This window comes from Endozoicomonas sp. ALC020, from assembly GCF_049275935.1.
Lineage (GTDB): Bacteria > Pseudomonadota > Gammaproteobacteria > Pseudomonadales > Endozoicomonadaceae > Endozoicomonas_A.
This window is the reverse complement of sequence record NZ_CP184830.1, coordinates 4,213,756-4,231,420: the sequence shown is the minus strand read 5'-3', so window position 1 is coordinate 4,231,420 and position 17,665 is coordinate 4,213,756. Positions and strand designations below refer to the sequence as shown.

The following is a 17,665-nucleotide window of genomic DNA, read 5'->3' as shown; positions in this document are numbered from 1 at the left end:
CGCTGATACAAATAATCTGCAAATACCCTTGTGAACATTGTAAATCCGGAGTTATTCTGCCATCAGGCTGAAACCCTTGGAGCTTGATTTCAATGGAATACAGAAAACTGGGGCGCACCGATATTAATGTCAGCGTCCTTTGTCTCGGCACTATGACCTGGGGCGAGCAAAATACCGAACAGGAAGCATTCGCTCAGCTGGATCGAGCTGTGGACTATGGTGTCAATTTCATTGACACTGCAGAAATGTATCCGGTACCGGCCAGGGAAGAAACTTATTCCCTTACAGAATCTATCATTGGCAACTGGATAAAGCAGCGTGGCAAAAGCAATGATCTGGTCATTGCCACCAAGGTCTGCGGCCCCGGCCTGACATATATAGACGGTGGCCGAATGATGACACCGAATCATATCCATAAAGCCATTGACGGCAGCCTGAAACGACTGGGCGTTGAGGCTATTGACCTTTATCAGCTGCACTGGCCTGATCGTAACACCAACTTCTTCGGAAAGCTCGGTTACGCTCACCAGCACGGCTTCGACGGGACGCCGGTAGAAGAAACACTTTCAGCCCTGGATGAACTGGTTAAGGTCGGCAAGATCAAACACTACGGCCTCTCCAACGAAACCCCCTGGGGCGTCATGGAGCACCTCCGTATCAGCAGCGAAAAGCACCTGCCAAGAGCCGTCAGTATTCAAAACCCCTATAATCTGCTGAACCGTTCTTTCGAGGTAGGTCTTGCTGAAATAGCCCACCGTGAGCAGGTCGGTCTTCTGGCATACTCACCATTGGGGTTTGGCGCTCTTTCGGGCAAATACATTGGCGGTGCGCGACCTGAAAACGCTCGATTAACGTTATTCCCTCACTACCAGCGCTATGACTCACCCCAATCTCGCAGGGCCATCGAGGCCTATGTACAGCTGGCAAAAGATTCAGGTCTGGACCCTGCTCAGATGGCACTGGCATTTGTCACATCCCGCCCTTTCCTGACCAGCAACATCATTGGCGCTACCAACCTGGAGCAACTGGAGAGCAACCTCGCTTCCAGTGAATTGCAGCTGTCAGAACCCCTGCTGGAAGAGATTGAAAGCATTCACACCCTGCAGCCGAACCCCGCCCCCTGATTTATTACACCCTTGTTCATCGGGTGTCAGCCTCAATGACACCCAACACCCCTGAAACAACGAGCCTCTTCCAGTGAGCAAAAGGTCAAAACACCGCAAAGCTTCAGGCACTTTCTGAAAGCACGACTCAATCTAGTCAGTCCACCTACTTGAAGGTGAATACTTTTTTGTTAAGAACTGACATCGGCTGGGCAAAAGTCTAAAATCCCCCACATTTCTGATCGGAACTCACCGGAAACCAAAACATGCGTGACTTTATTATCGCCCCCAGCATACTTTCGGCTGACTTTGCCCGTCTTGGAGAAGAGGTGGACAACGTCATTGCTGCCGGAGCTGACTGGGTACACTTTGATGTCATGGATAACCACTACGTACCCAACCTGACCATTGGCCCCATGGTTTGCAAGGCCCTGAGAAAGCATGGCGTTACTGCTCCCATCGATGTCCACCTGATGGTCAACCCGGTAGACCGCATAATCGGAGATTTTATTGAAGCCGGGGCCAGCATGATCACCTTCCACCCTGAAGCCTCTGATCATATTGATCGCAGCCTGCAGATGATTCGTGAAGGTGGCTGTAAAGCCGGTCTGGTATTGAATCCGGCAACCTCTCCCGACGTGATTGAATATGTGATCGACAAACTGGATATGATTCTGCTTATGTCCGTAAACCCGGGCTTTGGTGGCCAGAAATTCATTCCTTCGACTCTGCGCAAACTGCGCCATGCTCGCAAAATGATTGACGACAGTGGGCTGGACATTCGTCTGGAGGTAGACGGCGGCGTCGGTGTACAGAACATTCGCCAGATCGCTGAAGCCGGTGCAGATGCTTTTGTTGCCGGCTCAGCCATCTTCAATGCTGAGGATTATCATGATGTTATCAGCCAAATGCGGACAGAGCTTTCCAAGGCAGAATCCCTCTGAAGCTGTCCTCAGGGAGTAGAGTCGCCTGCTGACTCTGTTCCTTCTAAAACCTCGGCCTCTATTACTTCTTCCCTCTGGATATTTGAAAACAATGAAGTTGTTTGAATTATTGAGCAGTCCCGTTCGATTAATCATGTACGATCTTGATGGCACACTGGTTGATAGTGTTCCCGATCTGGCTATAGCCCTGGATAAAATGCTGACAGAACTCAACCTGCCTGAAGCTGGTGATGAAAAAGCCAGGCTCTGGGTAGGCAATGGTATTCCATCACTGGTCAAAAGGGCTCTGGCTGATGACATGATGGGTGACCAACCCGGTGTTGTTGAAGAAGGCATCTTTACCAAAGCTATGGAACGGTTCAAACACCACTACGCCATTGAAGTTGGCCAGCACAGCGCTCTTTACCCCGGCGTATTCACCTTCCTCAACCAGATCCACAAGGCGGGCGTCAAACAGGCTGTAGTAACCAACAAATCCGAAATCTTCACCGACTCACTGTTAAAGCATATGGGCATTGACCACTTCTTTGAACTCAGCATAGGTGGTGACAGCCTGAACGAGCAAAAGCCCCACCCGCTGCCCCTTCAGCACACCATGAAGCACTTTGGCTGTACTACGCAGAACAGCCTCATGATCGGGGACTCCAGCAGTGACGTAAAAGCGGCCAGAGCTGCAGATGTAAAAGTGGTGGGCCTTCGCTACGGCTATAACCATGGAGAGCCGATTGAGTCTGCACACCCGGACCTTGTTATCGATAGTCTGACGGATTTGCTATGAAATCTGACCCTGAGCCTGACAGACTGCCAAACTGCAAAGACTCAGGGGAGAGGCAATAAACTACACAATTCAGTAGTCCCAGTGTTTGCATTAACCCTTGCAGTCATATAGTCTTCAACTCTTACTCATACAACTGCGCCCAGAATAATTGCGGAGCCAGCAGTGATAGCAAGTCATTCAGAGACATACATCAATATAAGAGCCACTGAACGGTCAGTGAGACCTTCCACCCCTACCTCAAAGCTTTCCTCCCGGCGATGGCATGGCTGGCCCTGCGCCTGATTAAAAAGCCCCAACTCAGCCAAAACCCTGCGTTTTTTAGTACTTTTTAAACAGCCTGATAATAAAGAGGCCAGTATGACGCCTGAAGCTTTTTCTCGTCTGGCCCGCGAAGGATATAACCGTATTCCTGTAACGCGGGAAATCCTGGCGGATCTGGACACACCCTTGACCACTTACCTGAAGCTGGCCAATGGTCGCTACTCATACCTGCTTGAGTCCGTGGAAGGCGGAGAAAAGTGGGGACGCTACTCAATGATTGGACTACCGTGCAGAACCATACTCCGGGTGTCAGGCTACAACCCCGACTGCAAGGTCACACTGGAAACCGATGGCCAGATTGTTGAAGAGCATAACCCGGAAGATCCTCTGACCTTTATTAAGCAGTTTCAACAGGGCTACAAAGTGGCCGAGCTGCCTGATCTGCCTCGCTTTACCGGCGGACTGGTAGGCTACTTTGCTTACGACACGATCCGTCATATTGAAGAACGGCTGAAACGAACAGCGCCAAAAGATGAGCTAAACAACCCGGACATCATGTTGATGGTTTCTGACGAACTGGTGGTATTTGACAACCTCAGTGGCAAGTTGATTATGGTGACCCATGCTGACCCGGCAGAATCTGCTGCCCTGGAAAAAGCAGAGTTTCGACTGGATGACCTGGTGCGGAGACTGCAAACGACCAATCTACTGCCACCGGCACAGGCTTCACTGAACCCTGCCCGGGAAAATGATTTCAAATCCGGTTTCGGTCAGGATGCCTTTGAAGCTGCAGTAGAAACCATCAAAGAATACATTCTGGCCGGAGACGCTATGCAGGTGGTTCCATCCCAGCGCATGACCATTCCTTTTGACAGCTCACCCCTTAACCTTTACCGGGCTCTGCGCACTACTAACCCATCCCCCTATATGTATTACATGGATCTGGGTGATTTTCATGTCGTAGGCTCATCACCTGAGATTCTTGCCCGTCTTGAAGACGGTGAAGTCACCGTCAGACCTATTGCAGGTACTCGCAAACGCGGTGCCACCGAAGAGCGGGATAAGGCACTGGAACAAGAACTGCTGAATGACCCCAAAGAACTGGCAGAACACCTGATGCTCATCGACCTGGGAAGAAACGACGTTGGGCGTGTAGCTAAAACAGGCAGTGTCAGCCTGACCGACAAGATGATCATTGAACGTTACTCTCACGTTATGCATATCGTATCGAATGTCACCTGTCGTTTAAAAGACGGTATGGATGCCATGGACGTGCTCAAAGCGACACTACCAGCAGGTACACTCAGTGGCGCACCGAAAGTACGTGCCATGGAAATTATTGATGAACTGGAACCTGTCAAGCGCGGGGTTTACGGCGGAGCAGTGGGTTATCTGGCATGGAACGGCAACATGGATACTGCCATTGCCATTCGCACTGCCGTGATCAAAGACCGCAAACTCCACGTTCAGGCTGGTGCGGGCATTGTCGCCGACTCAGTTCCCGAAATGGAATGGAAAGAAACCATGAATAAGGGGCGAGCCCTTTTCAAAGCCGTTGCCATGGCTCAGACAGGTTTGTCTGCTGCTTCCAGCAGCCAGAAGCAGACAGGGGAGCGAAACTAAGATGCTTTTAATGATCGACAACTACGATTCGTTCACCTGGAATCTGGTTCAGTACTTTGGCGAACTGGGTCAGGAAGTGGCAGTGCATCGTAACGACCACATAACTCTGGAACAGATCCAAACCCTAAACCCGGAACGTATAATTATTTCACCCGGCCCCTGCACACCCAATGAGGCCGGTATCTCCATGAAAGCTATTGCTCACTTCAGTGGCAAAAAGCCTATTCTTGGTGTCTGTCTGGGACACCAGAGCATAGGCCAGGTCTTTGGTGGCAAAGTAGTCCGGGCCCGGCAAGTCATGCATGGAAAGGTCTCACCTGTTTATCATAAGGGGCTGGGGGTGTTCACAGGCCTTCCCAACCCGGTCACAACGACCCGCTACCACTCACTGGTTGTTGAAAAAGAGAGCTTGCCAGACTGTTTTGAAATTACCGCCTGGACCCAGCACGAAGATGGCAGCATGGATGAGATCATGGGGATTCGCCACAAGACTCTACCCCTGGAAGGTGTCCAGTTCCATCCGGAATCCATCATGACCGAACGAGGCCACGACATGCTGGAAAATTTTCTGAAGCAATCCTGAAGCAATAAAGCCTTTGGTGACAGAAGCCAGGCCATAGACAACAGACATTCAGACGAACGATTGAGAACACCGACTGGAGCCAGATTACATGAATATTAAAGAGGGCATTTCCCGCGCTGTCAGCCATCTTGACCTGAGCCGTGACGAGATGATGAGCATCATGCGCGACATCATGACAGGCCAGTGCACCAATACCCAGATCGGCTCATTCCTGACCGCCATGCGCATGAAAAGCGAAAGCATTGAAGAAATTACCGGGGCTACCCAGGTACTCAGAGAAATGGTTACTGCGGTTGAAGTTAACGCTGACCACCTGGTGGATATTGTCGGCACCGGTGGAGATGGTGCACACCTGTTCAATGTATCAACAGCTTCCTCGTTTGTCGCCGCCGCCGCCGGTGCCTCTGTTGCCAAGCACGGCAACCGGGGAGTATCCAGTTCCAGCGGCAGTGCTGACCTGCTGGAAAGAGCAGGCATTCAGTTGGACATCAGTCCTGAACAGGTAGCACGCTGTATTGAACATGTGGGCGTAGGCTTCATGTTTGCTCCGGCTCACCACTGTGCCATGAAAAACGTTGTCGGTGTCCGCAGAGAGCTTGGCATAAGAACCTTCTTCAACATCCTGGGACCTATGTCCAACCCCGCCAGTGTAAAAAACCTTGTCATCGGTGTGTTTACCCGTGAACTCTGCCGCCCTATGGCCGAGGTTCTGCGCGAGCTGGGCAACAAGCACATCATGGTCGTACACTCTATGGATGGTCTGGACGAAATCAGTATCGCCAGCGAAACTTTTATAGCTGAGCTGAAAGATGGCGAAATTCATGAATACGTGATCAAGCCAGAGAACTTTGGCATTGAATCCCGGAGCCTGATCGGGTTGAGTGTAGAAGGTTCCGGGGACTCACTGGCGCTAATCAGGGATGCCCTGGGTAAACGGGAAGGCGAATACGCCAGCAAAGCGGCAGACATGATCGCGCTGAACGCTGGTGCGGCCATTTATGTTTCCGGTGTCGCCACCAGTCTGCAGGAAGGGATAGCCATGGCACAGGATGCTATTGCCAGCGGGCTGGGCCTGGAAAAAATGCGTGAGCTGGCCAGCTTCACACAAGTGATTGCGGAGGGGTAACAATGTCTATGCCAACCATCCTCAACACAATTGTTGAGAGAAAACGTGAAGAAGTCGCAGAGCGTCAGGCAACACTGTCCATGCAGGAGGTTATTACCAGAGCCCGTCACACTGAAGAGTCCCGTGGCTTTGCCAAAAGCCTGGAAGCCCGGACAGAAGCCCGGCAGGCAGCGATCATTGCCGAAATCAAAAAAGCGTCTCCCAGCAAGGGGGTGATTCGCGAAAATTTTGATCCGGCCAGCATTGCCCGGAGCTATGAAAAAGCGGGCGCCAGCTGCCTGTCCGTATTGACTGACAGGGACTTTTTCCAGGGTGCTGAAAGCTACCTTCAGGAAGCCCGCTCAGCCTGTGCCCTGCCTGTTTTGCGCAAAGACTTTATGATCGATCCATGGCAGATTTATGAATCCCGCATGATTGGTGCAGACTGCATCCTGCTGATCGCTGCCTGTCTCACAGACGGTGAACTTCAGGAGTTCAGCAGTACTGCCCTGGACCTGGGGATGGATGTTCTGGTAGAGGTCCATGGTGCCGATGAGCTGGAACGTGCTTTACCTCTGGAAGGTACATTGCTGGGCATCAATAACCGAAACCTGCATACTTTTGAAGTCACATTGGACAATACGTTCTCTCTGCTTACTGAGATTCCGGAAGGCAGAAAAGTGATTACAGAAAGCGGCATCCATACAACAGAAGACGTTGATAGTATGTTTTCGAAGGGTGTAAACAGCTTCCTGGTCGGTGAAGCATTTATGCGTCAGGAAGATCCGGGTGACGGGTTGAAAAAACTGTTTAGTCAATACCTTTAACGCCTTAGATTGAGGACCAGCAGCCAAGATCAAACTGTTTTCTACCCAGGCATCAGAGGCTGTCGCAATACTGCCTCCAGCCCCCAGGAGCCTGTCGGACTTAAGACTGTCCTACACGGCAACTGCTCCTGCGTTGCTCTAGCTCCTGCATCCATGCAGTCGTGCGGTTGCGATAAATTGGTCTAAAAATCCTTGTTTCTTCGTCAAATAGCTCGCTACTCCCCTCAGAAACAGAAATTTTTATCCTCAATTTCTTGCAATCCTCGCTACGGACGCTTAAGTCCGACAGGCTCCTGGCCCGGGTTTCGTCTGCTCAAGCAGAAGCTCTCAAAGCCCAACGGATAACTACTTGATGACCCCGCAGGCAATCCTTGAATCGGCGCCTTCTGGCGTGTTATTGCCAATGACAGCAGTGCCGGAGTGGATAACCAGCGAGCGCTCTTTCAGATCAGTCAGTTTCAAATTCTTGGCAACCACCGGAACTGTGGCGAAGCCCTTGTCGTCTACATCAAGCATGGGCAGATCATCAAGAGCACCTCCGGCTGCCAGGGCCGCCTGCATCACGTCATTTTTGGAGCCCGGTTCGCAGCTGGGGTTTTCATGAACACGGAAACCATGCTCTCCGGGCGGCAGGTCATAAAGATTGGGTGTCAACTGCACCCCTCCTCCGGAGGCTTCAGAAACAGTCACTGTTCCCAGTTCTGCTCCTACACCGGAAGGAGAAACCTGATTCACCATGACCGTATAGCTTTCATTGGAGGTACAGGCAGAAAGCATAGCTGCCACGACTACTACACCCGATAGCGCACTGACTTTATTGAACATGATTGCCAACTCCAGGAGAAATGGGATTGTAAAACAGCAATATAGCCATGCTTATTCGGGTTTACTTAATACAGTGCCTTAAAAAACAGGCTTTTTATGGTTTTATTCCAAAAAAACTCATTGACATTCCCGACCGTTATTATGTTGCTTCCGACTCACCAGCATCACGTTTCTTATCAGCCAGAGCCGTTATGGCTCCTGCTCACAGAGCGTACATTAACAGGATGGTTAGCCTGACATCCTGCTGCTGAGGTAAGATAGCGGCTTGATACCCATTGGATTTGGATAAAAGACGATGGGGATATTTTTCTGGCTGCTCTTATGAAGCCTCCACCCCAAGCTCCCGACCTTCAAAGCTTGTGGGTTTGAGACTGAGAGCCCTCTTCAAGAAAGGAAAGACGCTGTAATGAAAGCACAAGTCAAATGGGTGGATCAGGAACGTTTTCTGGGACTGACTGACAGTAATAACTCCGTTGTCATGGACGCAGATAGAGCGGTTAAATCCGCACCCAGCCCAATGGAACTGATCCTGATGGGCCTGGGTGGCTGCTCATCTGTTGATGTGATCGGTATTCTGAAAAAAGCTCGCCAGAAGGTCGTTGACTGCCACGTCGATATTCAGGCTGAACGTGCCGACTCTGTACCTGCTGTCTTCACCAAAATTCACCTCAACTTTGTCGTTAAAGGCACCGCAGTAAAAGAATCCCATGTTGAGCGTGCCATAGAGCTGTCTGCAGATAAGTATTGCTCGGTTGCCAAGATGCTGGGTAAGGGTGATGTAGAAATCACCCACAGCTTTGAGATTATTGAAGCCTGAGTCACAGGCATGGCTCGTCAGCCCGGAGGCCAGCTCATCTGACGACCACCAATCAGGTGGAGATGAATGTGGTAAACCGACTGACAGCCATGACTATTACAGTTCATCACCGTTCTGTAGCCGTCTTCGGCAAAACCTTCATCTTTAGCGATCTGACTGGCCACCAGCGCCATTTTCCCCAAAACTGCCTGATCTTCCGGAGTGGCATCGTTAAGTGTTGCGATATGCTTCCTGGGAATGACCTGAACATGAACGGGGCCCTGGGGATTGATATCCCTGAACGCAAGAACATCGTCGTCTTCGTAGACCTTGTCGACGGGGATCTCCCCTTCGACTATCTTGCAGAAAAGACAGCTCATTAATTGACCTCCGGGCCTTTGAGTCGAAAAACTGAATTAAGCCTATCATCAGATTCCTTAGCCCGAAAGGCTCCTGTTGCACTACTCAATCCTGTCTTCCCAAAGCAGCGTCGATCCTACGACAGCAGCTGGCATGACCAGCAAGTTGACAAAAGGAATCAGCATAACCAGAGTGACGGCTGTACCAAAACCCCAGACGTAATTTCGATCCTGCTTCAGACGTTCCAGCATATCATTAAACGACACCCCCCTGTTGTCCGCAGCATAGTCACAGTATTGGATCGACATCATCCAGCTGTTGAACAGAAACCAGAGCACAGGGGTGACGAGGTTCACCACGGGAATAAAGGATAAAATTAACAGAACCACAGCCTTGGGCAGGTAGTAGATGAGTTTTCTGACCTCCCGGCCTACGGCTCTGGGTAACAGGGTCAGCCAGTCTTTCAACTCGTATTCCGGCAGGTCTGACTTGCCATGAAGGTTCTGAACTTTTTCGGCAAGAAGCCCATTGAAGGGTGCCGCGATAAAGTTCCCAACGATGGTAAAAGTAAAAAAGACCACTCCCAGCATGGCCAGGAATAACAGAGGCCAGAGCAGGAATTCAAGGAAAGACAGCCAGTCAGGCAACCAGTTAAGCAGCTGCTCCATCAGCACGCTCATTTGCTGAAGACCGAAATAGATCAGGAATCCAAACACCAGAATATTAACGGTCAGGGGAATCAAGACAAACAGGCGGATGGCCGGATCGGGAAGATAGGATAGACCCTTGAGGAAATAACCGGGTCCACTTCCCGGTGCAGGCGATGGCATGGCAGAGTTCCTTTTATTGATGTTAAGTACCTAACCAGTTGGTTTCGCATATTCTGGACGGCGGCTTTTTCCATCCTTCTGCGTTCCAACTCTAGTTGCGTAGCTATGGCTACGCGCCCGTCGTTGCGCCTTGAAGGATGAAAAAATCCACCGTCCAGAATATGCGAAACCAACTGGCCAGGTACTTACACAACTGCTGACAATTGGCAGTGAAGTTAATGACGAACAAAGGCCAATCGCTGAAGAGATTCTGGTTCTCGTCAGCACAAGCCGTTATTATTCACACAGTTTAACGAATTATGAAGCCTTTACCGTCAGAGATTTTCTTTGTCTCTGACAGTCATTCCTGAACGAGGAGTAAAATGTGAGTGAAGCCAAGCACGTCCAGCTGCTGATTCTGGGTTCCGGTCCTGCAGGATATACAGCTGCGGTTTACGCTGCCAGGGCAAACCTGAAGCCGGTTATGATCACTGGTATGCAACAGGGCGGGCAGTTGACAACCACTACCGACGTGGACAACTGGCCAGGAGGCCCCGAAGGTCTTCAGGGACCCGGCCTGATGGAAGATATGCGCATCCATGCAGAACGCTTTGGTACCGAAATCATCTTTGATCATATCGAAGAAGTCGATCTGAGCAAGAAGCCATACACCCTGAAAGGTAGCGATACCTACACCTGTGATTCCCTGATTATCAGCACGGGTGCCAGCGCCCGCTACCTGGGCCTGGACAGTGAAGAAGCCTTCAAGGGCAGAGGGGTTTCTGCCTGTGCCACCTGTGATGGATTCTTCTACAAAAACAAGGACGTCGTGGTAGTGGGTGGCGGTAATACTGCTGTCGAGGAGGCCCTCTATCTTTCCAACATTGCAAAGAAAGTGACACTCATTCACCGTCGCAAGGGTTTCCGTGCAGAAAAAATTCTGCAGGACAAGATGATCGACCGGGTAGAAAACGGCAACATGGAGCTGGCCCTTGACGCCACATTGGATGAGGTACTGGGAGATAGCATGGGCGTGACAGGCGTTCGCATCAAGGATGTGAATACTGGCGAGACCCGCGAAATCAACGCTGAAGGCTGCTTCATTGCCATCGGCCATACACCGAATACCGGTATTTTTGAAGGCCAGCTGGAAATGAAAGACGGCTACATTAAAGTCAACAGTGGTTCAGAAGGCAACGCAACACTGACTTCCAAAGAAGGCGTATTCGCTGCGGGTGACGTTATGGATCACGTTTACCGTCAGGCTATTACCTCTGCCGGCACTGGCTGTATGGCTGCCCTGGATGCTGAAAAATACCTTGACTCTCTGTCCTGATCACAGTGCCCCGCCATTGAGGCTGTCGTAAAGCTCTGCCATACTCTCAGGCCGTTTGGGTCGCGGCCCGGGAGCGGAGGGTGGAGTCTTGCGTCGGCTTCTGTTGTCGGCTTGCAGGCTTAAGAGAGATCAGGAGGTTTTCTGGCTACTCACCGCCTCTTGAGCTTCAGTTGTTACCATGAAGTCTTCAGACAGGGTGCCTTTCTCATCCGGAGCTGTCGTCTTGGGTGCATAGTCCAGCGGCTGCTCCAGAGGCTTCGCACGTTCGTTATGACGCTTGGGAATCTGACCCGACAACAGAGCTGTGCTGCTGATCAGAGAATCACTGAGCTTGTTCTTGACTCTGTCATCGTTACACAGTGAATCGGCTCCGTTAGCCATATGCTCATAGACATCTTTATAGCTGTCCGTCAGCTTGTTGATCAGGTGAGCCGTTGTGTTGAAATGATCGGCTACGTTATCCTGATACTGCTTGAAATCAGCTTCCAGTTCGATCAGCTGAGCTTCCATTTTGCCTCGATCCGAACGGGGGCCTGCCAACAGATGATACAAAAGTGCGCCACCGGTCATACCCGCCAGAAATGCCAAACTGCCTAAAAACCAAAGTACATTCACATTTTCCACAGCATCGCCTCATTGGGTGGAACATTTCACGTCCTTTATTGCTGTCAAAGTTATAATCTTTTATGCGCAAAGTATAGAGCGGTTGTGTAACATCGGGATGCCAAAACATACCTTGTCCTGCTGAAGCCGGAAGGATACATTGTGCTCCGTTATTCCAGACTGCGGCAATGATGGCAGCTCGACTTATGCCTGCCGATACAGGAATGGGCCGGAACTGTTTCAACAACCCTGGAAATGACACCCGTAAACAACGGACCTGGTGAAATAACAACTGTATGACTAGCATGACCCCGGAATCTCGTTACCAGCAGGACTTAAAGAAAGACAGCTTCAGCTATGACCCGGCTCAGGAAGCAGCGGTTCAGCATCTTCAGCGTCTTTTTGATCAGCTGACCGCTGAAGCTCCCCGCAACTCCCTGCTCAGGCGCATCAACCCTTTTGTCGGCAAAGAATCCCATACTGTTCGTGGACTCTACTTCTGGGGAGGCGTTGGCCGGGGCAAAACCTATCTGATGGACACCTTTTATGACTGCCTCCCGTTCTCCGAGAAAAAACGCATGCACTTTCACCACTTCATGCGCTGGGTTCACGGTGAACTGAAAAAGCTGTCCGGAGAAAAAAACCCCCTGGATAAAGTGGCAGAAATACTGGCTGCCGAAACCCGGGTCATCTGCTTTGACGAGTTCTTTGTCTCAGACATCACCGACGCTATGCTTCTGGGTGGACTCTTTGAGCAACTTTTTCAAAGAGGCATTACACTGGTAGCCACTTCCAACGTGGTACCCGATCAACTCTATAAAGACGGCTTGCAAAGAGCCCGATTCCTGCCAGCCATTGACCAGATAAAAGAGCATACCCTGGTGATCAATGTTGATGGTGGCACCGACTATCGCCTGCGCCTGCTGGAAAAGGCAGACACTTACTTCAGCCCTCTGGGAGCGGAAGCTGATCTGCACTTGCAGAAAACATTCGATGACCTTGCACCAGACATAAGTCACTGCAGGGAAGCCGACGTCATTGAGATAGCGGGCCGAGCCATCAACAGCGAACGCACCTGCGAAGACATAGGCTGGTTTAGTTTCGGGGCACTCTGTGACGGTCCAAGAAGCCAGAACGACTACATAGAGCTGGCCTGCCTTTACCAAACCGTCATTCTCGAAAATGTACCCCAGATGGGCGAGAAGAAAGACGATCAGGCCAGACGTTTCATCAACATGGTGGACGAATTCTATGACCGCAACGTCAAGCTCATTCTGACCGCTGCAACGCCCTTGCCTGAACTCTATACCTCCGGCAGGCTGAACTTTGAATTCCAGCGCACCATCAGTCGTCTGCAAGAGATGCAATCCAGAGAATACCTGTCGCAACCGCACGACCCGATTTTGTCATAAAACAGAGTATTGGGCTCAAATGAGCATGCCCTCGAGCCATGCATTTTGAGCCTGAAACCAGTCCGGGCATAGCTGTCATGCATAACTGAATATCCTGTCTATACTCCCCTCCCGGAAAGACATCGAAAAGCCACTGAGGCAACAGATAGCAAGCTGCCATCTATGTTGTCTTCTGTCTGGTTTTGAATGCGATCAGGACAGCCATAACGTGAAGGAATGTATTAATTTAATACGCTAAGTACTCAGCCATACGGAATCGAATATTTCTGGCTTATTGGGCAGGTGCTCTGCAAGGCGCAACGACGGGAACATAGCAAGCTATGTGACCAGAGTTGCAACGCATCACGACTGCATGGATGCAGGAGCTAGAGCAACGCAGGAGCAGTTGCCGCGAGTGCCTGAACAATAAGTCAGAAAATATAATTTCGTATGGATGAGTACTTAAAAGTTTTCTTACAAATCCGGTGTGCTGCTCGGAATGGGTCTGTTTGCATTTGGCGCCTTGCTGTTTTACCCAGCCAGCCAGACTATGCAATATTCCCACTTTCTGGCAGCCCTGTTTGTACTGGCTGGCGGGCTTTCCATTCTGGAGACCAGTGCTAACCCTTACATTATTGCCATGGGGCCACAAGAGACCGCTACCCAGAGATTGAACTTCGCCCAGTCCTTCAACCCTTTAGGTTCAATTGTCGGGGTCCTGATCGGGAAATTCTATATCCTGAGCCAGCTCAACCCGGCTTCAGTCGCAGAGCGGGTAGCAATGCCGGTTGCCCAGCTTGAGGCCATCCAGTCCCGGGAATTAATGGCTGTTATGGAGCCATACATAGTGACGGCTGCCATCATTCTGGGAGGCTGTCTGTCTATAGCGCTCTGCAAAATGCCAAAAGCGGCAGATGCTTCCGAAGCATACAGCTATTCAAAATCCTTTAGCCGTCTCTTTAAAAAGAAAATATTTATCCGTGGAGTACTGGGGCAGTTTCTTTACATGGGGGCGCAAATTGGCTGCTGGTCATGGACAATTCGTTATGTCATGAATAATGTCGGAGGCACCGAGGCAGAAGCATCAACCTATTACCTCTATTCAATCCTGTTATTCAGTGGAAGTCGCTTCCTTTGTACCTCTCTGATGCGCTATATCGAACCTGCCAATTTACTGGGGGGGCTTGCCACTGTTGCGGCAGTTATGACTATCGTTGTAATGATGAGAGCTGGCTATGCTGGCATTTACGCTCTGGTGGTTATCTCCGGATGCATGTCACTGATGTTTCCTACCATTTACGGCCTCTCTGTAGCTGGGCTGGGTAAGGACACTCAGCTAGGAGCCTGACCGAGAATAGGCTTATCTGTTATGATAAGCCTTAAACCAACTCTGATTATGCCAAATGTCACCACCACCAAAGTTTAAGGACAGTCCTGTTGAGTTTGATCAGCATCTGCTGTTCCCAACCAACGTTTTCGATTTGCTTCCCAAAGATCATGATTGTTTTATTTATGAAAGCATTTTTCAGAACATTAATACGTCTGAAGTCGAAAAAAAATATCACCACCTTGGTCAGCACGCATACCCTCCAAAGCTCATTGTCGCTATTCTGATCTACGCATACAGCCATGGTGTTTTCAGTTCCCGTGAGATTGAGCGACGGTGTCGACAAGACTTGGCGTTCATGTATATCTCACAAATGAACTGCCCGAATTTCAGGGTTCTTGGTGACTTTCGTAAGGATAATCTGTCGTTTTTCCATGACTGCTTCAAACAGTCAGTCAAACTGGCCATTGAACTCAAAATGGCATCACTGGGTCATATCAGCCTGGACGGCTCCAAGTTCAAAGCCAACAGCTCAAAACACAAGGCCATGAGCTACGGGAGGCTCAAAGCGAAAGAGGCAGAACTCAGTGCCGAAGTGGATGAGCTGATCAAAAAAGCCAGTCAGTGTGATCAGGAAGAAGATGACGCCTACAAAGCAACCAATGGTTACAGCATTCCTGAAGACCTCCAGTTTAAAGAAGAGCGCCTGAAAAAAATCAAAGAGGCCAAGAAAGCACTTGAAGAACGTGAAAAAGCTTTAAATCCAGACAAACCAATAGACGACAAAAAGCAGATCAGTTTTGCAGATCACGATGCCCGCGTGATGAGCAAGAAGGGGTATTGTGAGTACAGCTACAATGCTCAAATTACAGTTGATTCCGATAACCAGATCATTGTTGGCCAGCATGTCAGCCAACACGCCAACGATGTACAGGAAGTGGAGCCGGCGCTGAGGGCATTATCAGGAGCCACTGATGGCGCGGCTGTAGATAAGTGGAGTATGGATAATGGTTACTTTTCAGGGTCAAACTTACATACAGTCGAGCGACATGAGATTGATGCCTATATCGCAACCGACAAGGCGGAGAAGCCTGCCGCTGACGACCTTGAAAGCTCTGACAGGAAGTTTGTCAAAGCGGATTTTGCGTATGATTCCGAAGCTGATGTATTTATCTGTCCGGCAGGGGAAAAGCTGGTAACGAACCCGGCCAGCAAAAGCAAAAGAAAAAGCTACCGGGCAAACAAGACGGTATGCAGGGAATGCCCTTATCGTCGGAATTGCAGTGATTCAAAGAAAGAGGCTGGCAGGGTTATCCGTACCGATAAGTTTGAAAAAGCACGTCAGGCTATGAATAAGAAAATGGAGACAGCCGGTGCGAAAGCCATATATGAGCGTCGTAAAGTTATTGCGGAGCCACCATTTGGACAGATAAAAGAATCTGGTTTCCGAGGGTTCAGTCTCCGCGGCAAAGAAAAAGTTTCAGCGGAATTTTCACTGGTATGCACTGCGCATAATATCAAAAAATTTGTAAAAGCGGCTTCCACGAGGTCAATCCGTCTTGAAGATTTGAAAGAGGCTAAAAAGGCAGCATAGAGGCTGTGAGAAGGCATAAATATGCAAAAATGAGCAAAATCCCACTAATAATTGGATATTTTTTGCTCATTTTAAGATTTGGGAAAACTTCTGTTGGTCTGGTTGCGCTATTCTCGGTCAGGCTCCTAGGAGCCTGACCGAGAATAGACTGCCCTACTGCGGCGGCAGCAAATTGGTCTGAAAATCCGCTTTTGTTCGTCAAATAGCTCGCTATTCTCCTTACAAAACCGAATTTTCATCCTCAATTTTCTGCCGTCCTCGCTACGGGCGCTATTCTCGGTCAGGCTCCTAGGTGGCAGCTGCCTGATTATGGCCATTCTTGGTGGCGCGGTGCTCACCGCGATAATGGGGCGGATTTCAGATATGGCGGGGATTGGCTGGGCCTTTATTATTCCGCTGATCGGATTTACTTACCTCACATGGTTTGGTCTCAAAGGGAGCAAAGCCTGATTTCATGGTGAAAAGTTTCTGGCAGGTTGCAATGGCTGCACCTGCCAGTTTGCTGAAGCTTAGCTCAGAGTGACTCTTCGATCCCATATGGTTTTTGCAAAAGGTTCATAAATCAGACAGCGAATATACCTCACAGAACTCCGTACTTGCTTTACCCGTTTGAGCGGATAAAAGCAGTAGCCTTCATTACGCTCTCTTTTCAAAACAACCCGGGTCGTGGATGGAATGTGCCAGTACATGAATCGTTGTCTGACAATATTCATGGAAGAATCTCCTGAGAGAGAGAAGGCGTCCCTTCCAATGCAACAGGCATTCCGTGTTCTGCGTTTGAAAGAAACATTAGTCTTCTTCTCCCTATTGGGAAAGTTCCTGACAAAATGCTCCCGAATTATTTACTTTTCCGGTGCTCTCGAATCTTCGAGTAGAGCTTACAAGGCAGTCAAAAGGTATCTCATAATATTTCCAAGTTTCTTATCCTGACTTTATACAAAACGGCGCCGGACACCTGAAGTCTGTCGCCGGGGTTTGACCCGCTGCCAACTTATGAAGAAGCGGTTCCAGGTCTTCTCGAAGACTGCGGTATTTTTTTAATAACCTGCTCAGTGAGCGTTCGAATTCTGGTGTGTATTGAAGCTTTATCAATGCTCAAGACCCTGCCACAGGTCCTCTATGGGCTTGAGGTCGTTTTCAGTAATTTCTTTCCAGCCTTTTTCAAACGAATTTTCTGCACTATCGAAGGCAACACTCTCACGGAAACTATGAACAATAGTCAACAGTGCCGGTAGGAATTCAGGAGGTACTTGCTTTATCTCACTCAGCAACCTCCTTTGCACATCAGTTTCATTTTTACTTTCTTTCATGTTTGATCAACTCAGTAATAAGAACGACATACATTACATAAATGGAAGAATCTCCTGAGAGAGATGGCGTCCCTTCCAGGACTACAGGCA

General features: G+C 49.8%; 18 protein-coding genes and 1 pseudogene. 13 read left to right on the top strand and 6 right to left on the bottom strand.

Features of this window, described 5'->3' with window-relative positions:
- Nucleotides 1–92 precede the first annotated feature (92 nt).
- The 7 genes from ACOJUO_RS15900 (at nt 93) to trpC (ending at nt 7,224) form a co-directional block, all read left to right on the top strand.
- The gene (locus tag ACOJUO_RS15900; RefSeq protein ID WP_422132997.1) at nt 93–1,124 is read left to right on the top strand and encodes an NADP(H)-dependent aldo-keto reductase; all 1,032 of its coding nucleotides are present in this window, start codon (nt 93–95) and stop codon (nt 1,122–1,124) included.
- Nucleotides 1,125–1,369: 245 nt separating this feature from the next.
- On the top strand, nt 1,370–2,047 hold the full coding sequence (rpe, locus tag ACOJUO_RS15895; protein ID WP_422132996.1) for a ribulose-phosphate 3-epimerase: 678 nt from the start codon (nt 1,370–1,372) through the stop codon (nt 2,045–2,047).
- A gap of 91 nt (nt 2,048–2,138) precedes the next feature.
- Nucleotides 2,139–2,825 carry a phosphoglycolate phosphatase gene (locus tag ACOJUO_RS15890; RefSeq protein WP_422132995.1) on the top strand — a complete coding sequence of 229 codons (687 nt, stop codon included), beginning with the start codon at nt 2,139–2,141 and terminating at the stop codon, nt 2,823–2,825.
- 357 nt (nt 2,826–3,182) lie between these two features.
- The gene (gene trpE / locus ACOJUO_RS15885) at nt 3,183–4,709 is read left to right on the top strand and encodes an anthranilate synthase component I (RefSeq protein WP_422132994.1); all 1,527 of its coding nucleotides are present in this window, start codon (nt 3,183–3,185) and stop codon (nt 4,707–4,709) included.
- 1 nt (nt 4,710) lies between these two features.
- The gene (locus ACOJUO_RS15880) at nt 4,711–5,292 is read left to right on the top strand and encodes an aminodeoxychorismate/anthranilate synthase component II (protein ID WP_422132993.1); all 582 of its coding nucleotides are present in this window, start codon (nt 4,711–4,713) and stop codon (nt 5,290–5,292) included.
- 88 nt (nt 5,293–5,380) lie between these two features.
- Nucleotides 5,381–6,418, top strand: a complete 1,038-nt coding sequence (gene trpD / locus ACOJUO_RS15875; protein ID WP_422132992.1) for an anthranilate phosphoribosyltransferase — start codon at nt 5,381–5,383, stop codon at nt 6,416–6,418.
- A 2-nt stretch (nt 6,419–6,420) separates the two neighbouring features.
- Nucleotides 6,421–7,224 carry an indole-3-glycerol phosphate synthase TrpC gene (gene trpC / locus ACOJUO_RS15870; protein ID WP_422132991.1) on the top strand — a complete coding sequence of 268 codons (804 nt, stop codon included), beginning with the start codon at nt 6,421–6,423 and terminating at the stop codon, nt 7,222–7,224.
- 345 nt (nt 7,225–7,569) lie between these two features.
- Here the strand turns inward: trpC and ACOJUO_RS15865 are convergent, their stop codons facing one another.
- On the bottom strand, nt 7,570–8,049 hold the full coding sequence (locus ACOJUO_RS15865) for a superoxide dismutase family protein (RefSeq protein ID WP_422132990.1): 480 nt from the start codon (nt 8,047–8,049) through the stop codon (nt 7,570–7,572).
- A gap of 406 nt (nt 8,050–8,455) precedes the next feature.
- On the opposite strand from ACOJUO_RS15865, the gene ACOJUO_RS15860 reads away from it, so the two are divergent.
- On the top strand, nt 8,456–8,866 hold the full coding sequence (locus ACOJUO_RS15860) for an OsmC family protein (RefSeq protein WP_422132989.1): 411 nt from the start codon (nt 8,456–8,458) through the stop codon (nt 8,864–8,866).
- A 17-nt stretch (nt 8,867–8,883) separates the two neighbouring features.
- Here ACOJUO_RS15860 and ACOJUO_RS15855 read toward each other — a convergent pair whose 3' ends face one another.
- Both ACOJUO_RS15855 and cysZ read right to left on the bottom strand, forming a co-directional pair.
- Nucleotides 8,884–9,225 (bottom strand): histidine triad nucleotide-binding protein, encoded by a 342-nt coding sequence (locus ACOJUO_RS15855; RefSeq protein ID WP_422132988.1) that lies wholly within the window; start codon nt 9,223–9,225, stop codon nt 8,884–8,886.
- Between the two features lie 81 nt (nt 9,226–9,306).
- A complete protein-coding gene (cysZ, locus tag ACOJUO_RS15850) occupies nt 9,307–10,035 on the bottom strand; it encodes a sulfate transporter CysZ (RefSeq protein WP_422132987.1) in 729 nt (242 codons plus the stop codon).
- A gap of 364 nt (nt 10,036–10,399) precedes the next feature.
- Here cysZ and trxB point away from each other — a divergent pair, with 364 nt between their 5' ends.
- Nucleotides 10,400–11,350: a thioredoxin-disulfide reductase gene (gene trxB / locus ACOJUO_RS15845; RefSeq protein WP_422132986.1), complete on the top strand. Its 951-nt coding sequence runs from the start codon at nt 10,400–10,402 to the stop codon at nt 11,348–11,350.
- 129 nt (nt 11,351–11,479) lie between these two features.
- Here the strand turns inward: trxB and ACOJUO_RS15840 are convergent, their stop codons facing one another.
- Nucleotides 11,480–11,974 (bottom strand): YhcB family protein, encoded by a 495-nt coding sequence (locus tag ACOJUO_RS15840; RefSeq protein ID WP_422137470.1) that lies wholly within the window; start codon nt 11,972–11,974, stop codon nt 11,480–11,482.
- A 284-nt stretch (nt 11,975–12,258) separates the two neighbouring features.
- Here ACOJUO_RS15840 and zapE point away from each other — a divergent pair, with 284 nt between their 5' ends.
- From zapE to ACOJUO_RS15820, 4 genes and pseudogenes are all read left to right on the top strand, one after another.
- Complete coding sequence (zapE, locus tag ACOJUO_RS15835) at nt 12,259–13,365, top strand: cell division protein ZapE (RefSeq protein ID WP_422137083.1); 1,107 nt, start codon at nt 12,259–12,261, stop codon at nt 13,363–13,365.
- Nucleotides 13,366–13,822: 457 nt separating this feature from the next.
- Nucleotides 13,823–14,692: pseudogene (gene fucP, locus ACOJUO_RS15830) on the top strand (L-fucose:H+ symporter permease); the annotation flags it as partial.
- Nucleotides 14,693–14,747: 55 nt separating this feature from the next.
- Nucleotides 14,748–16,265, top strand: a complete 1,518-nt coding sequence (locus ACOJUO_RS15825) for an IS1182 family transposase (RefSeq protein ID WP_422132798.1) — start codon at nt 14,748–14,750, stop codon at nt 16,263–16,265.
- Between the two features lie 309 nt (nt 16,266–16,574).
- Nucleotides 16,575–16,715 carry a hypothetical protein gene (locus tag ACOJUO_RS15820; protein WP_422137469.1) on the top strand — a complete coding sequence of 47 codons (141 nt, stop codon included), beginning with the start codon at nt 16,575–16,577 and terminating at the stop codon, nt 16,713–16,715.
- Nucleotides 16,716–16,774: 59 nt separating this feature from the next.
- Here the strand turns inward: ACOJUO_RS15820 and ACOJUO_RS15815 are convergent, their stop codons facing one another.
- Together ACOJUO_RS15815 and ACOJUO_RS15810 are read right to left on the bottom strand one after the other, a co-directional pair.
- Nucleotides 16,775–16,978 (bottom strand): hypothetical protein, encoded by a 204-nt coding sequence (locus tag ACOJUO_RS15815; RefSeq protein ID WP_422132983.1) that lies wholly within the window; start codon nt 16,976–16,978, stop codon nt 16,775–16,777.
- Between the two features lie 375 nt (nt 16,979–17,353).
- Nucleotides 17,354–17,575: a hypothetical protein gene (locus ACOJUO_RS15810; RefSeq protein WP_422137468.1), complete on the bottom strand. Its 222-nt coding sequence runs from the start codon at nt 17,573–17,575 to the stop codon at nt 17,354–17,356.
- Nucleotides 17,576–17,665 lie beyond the last annotated feature (90 nt).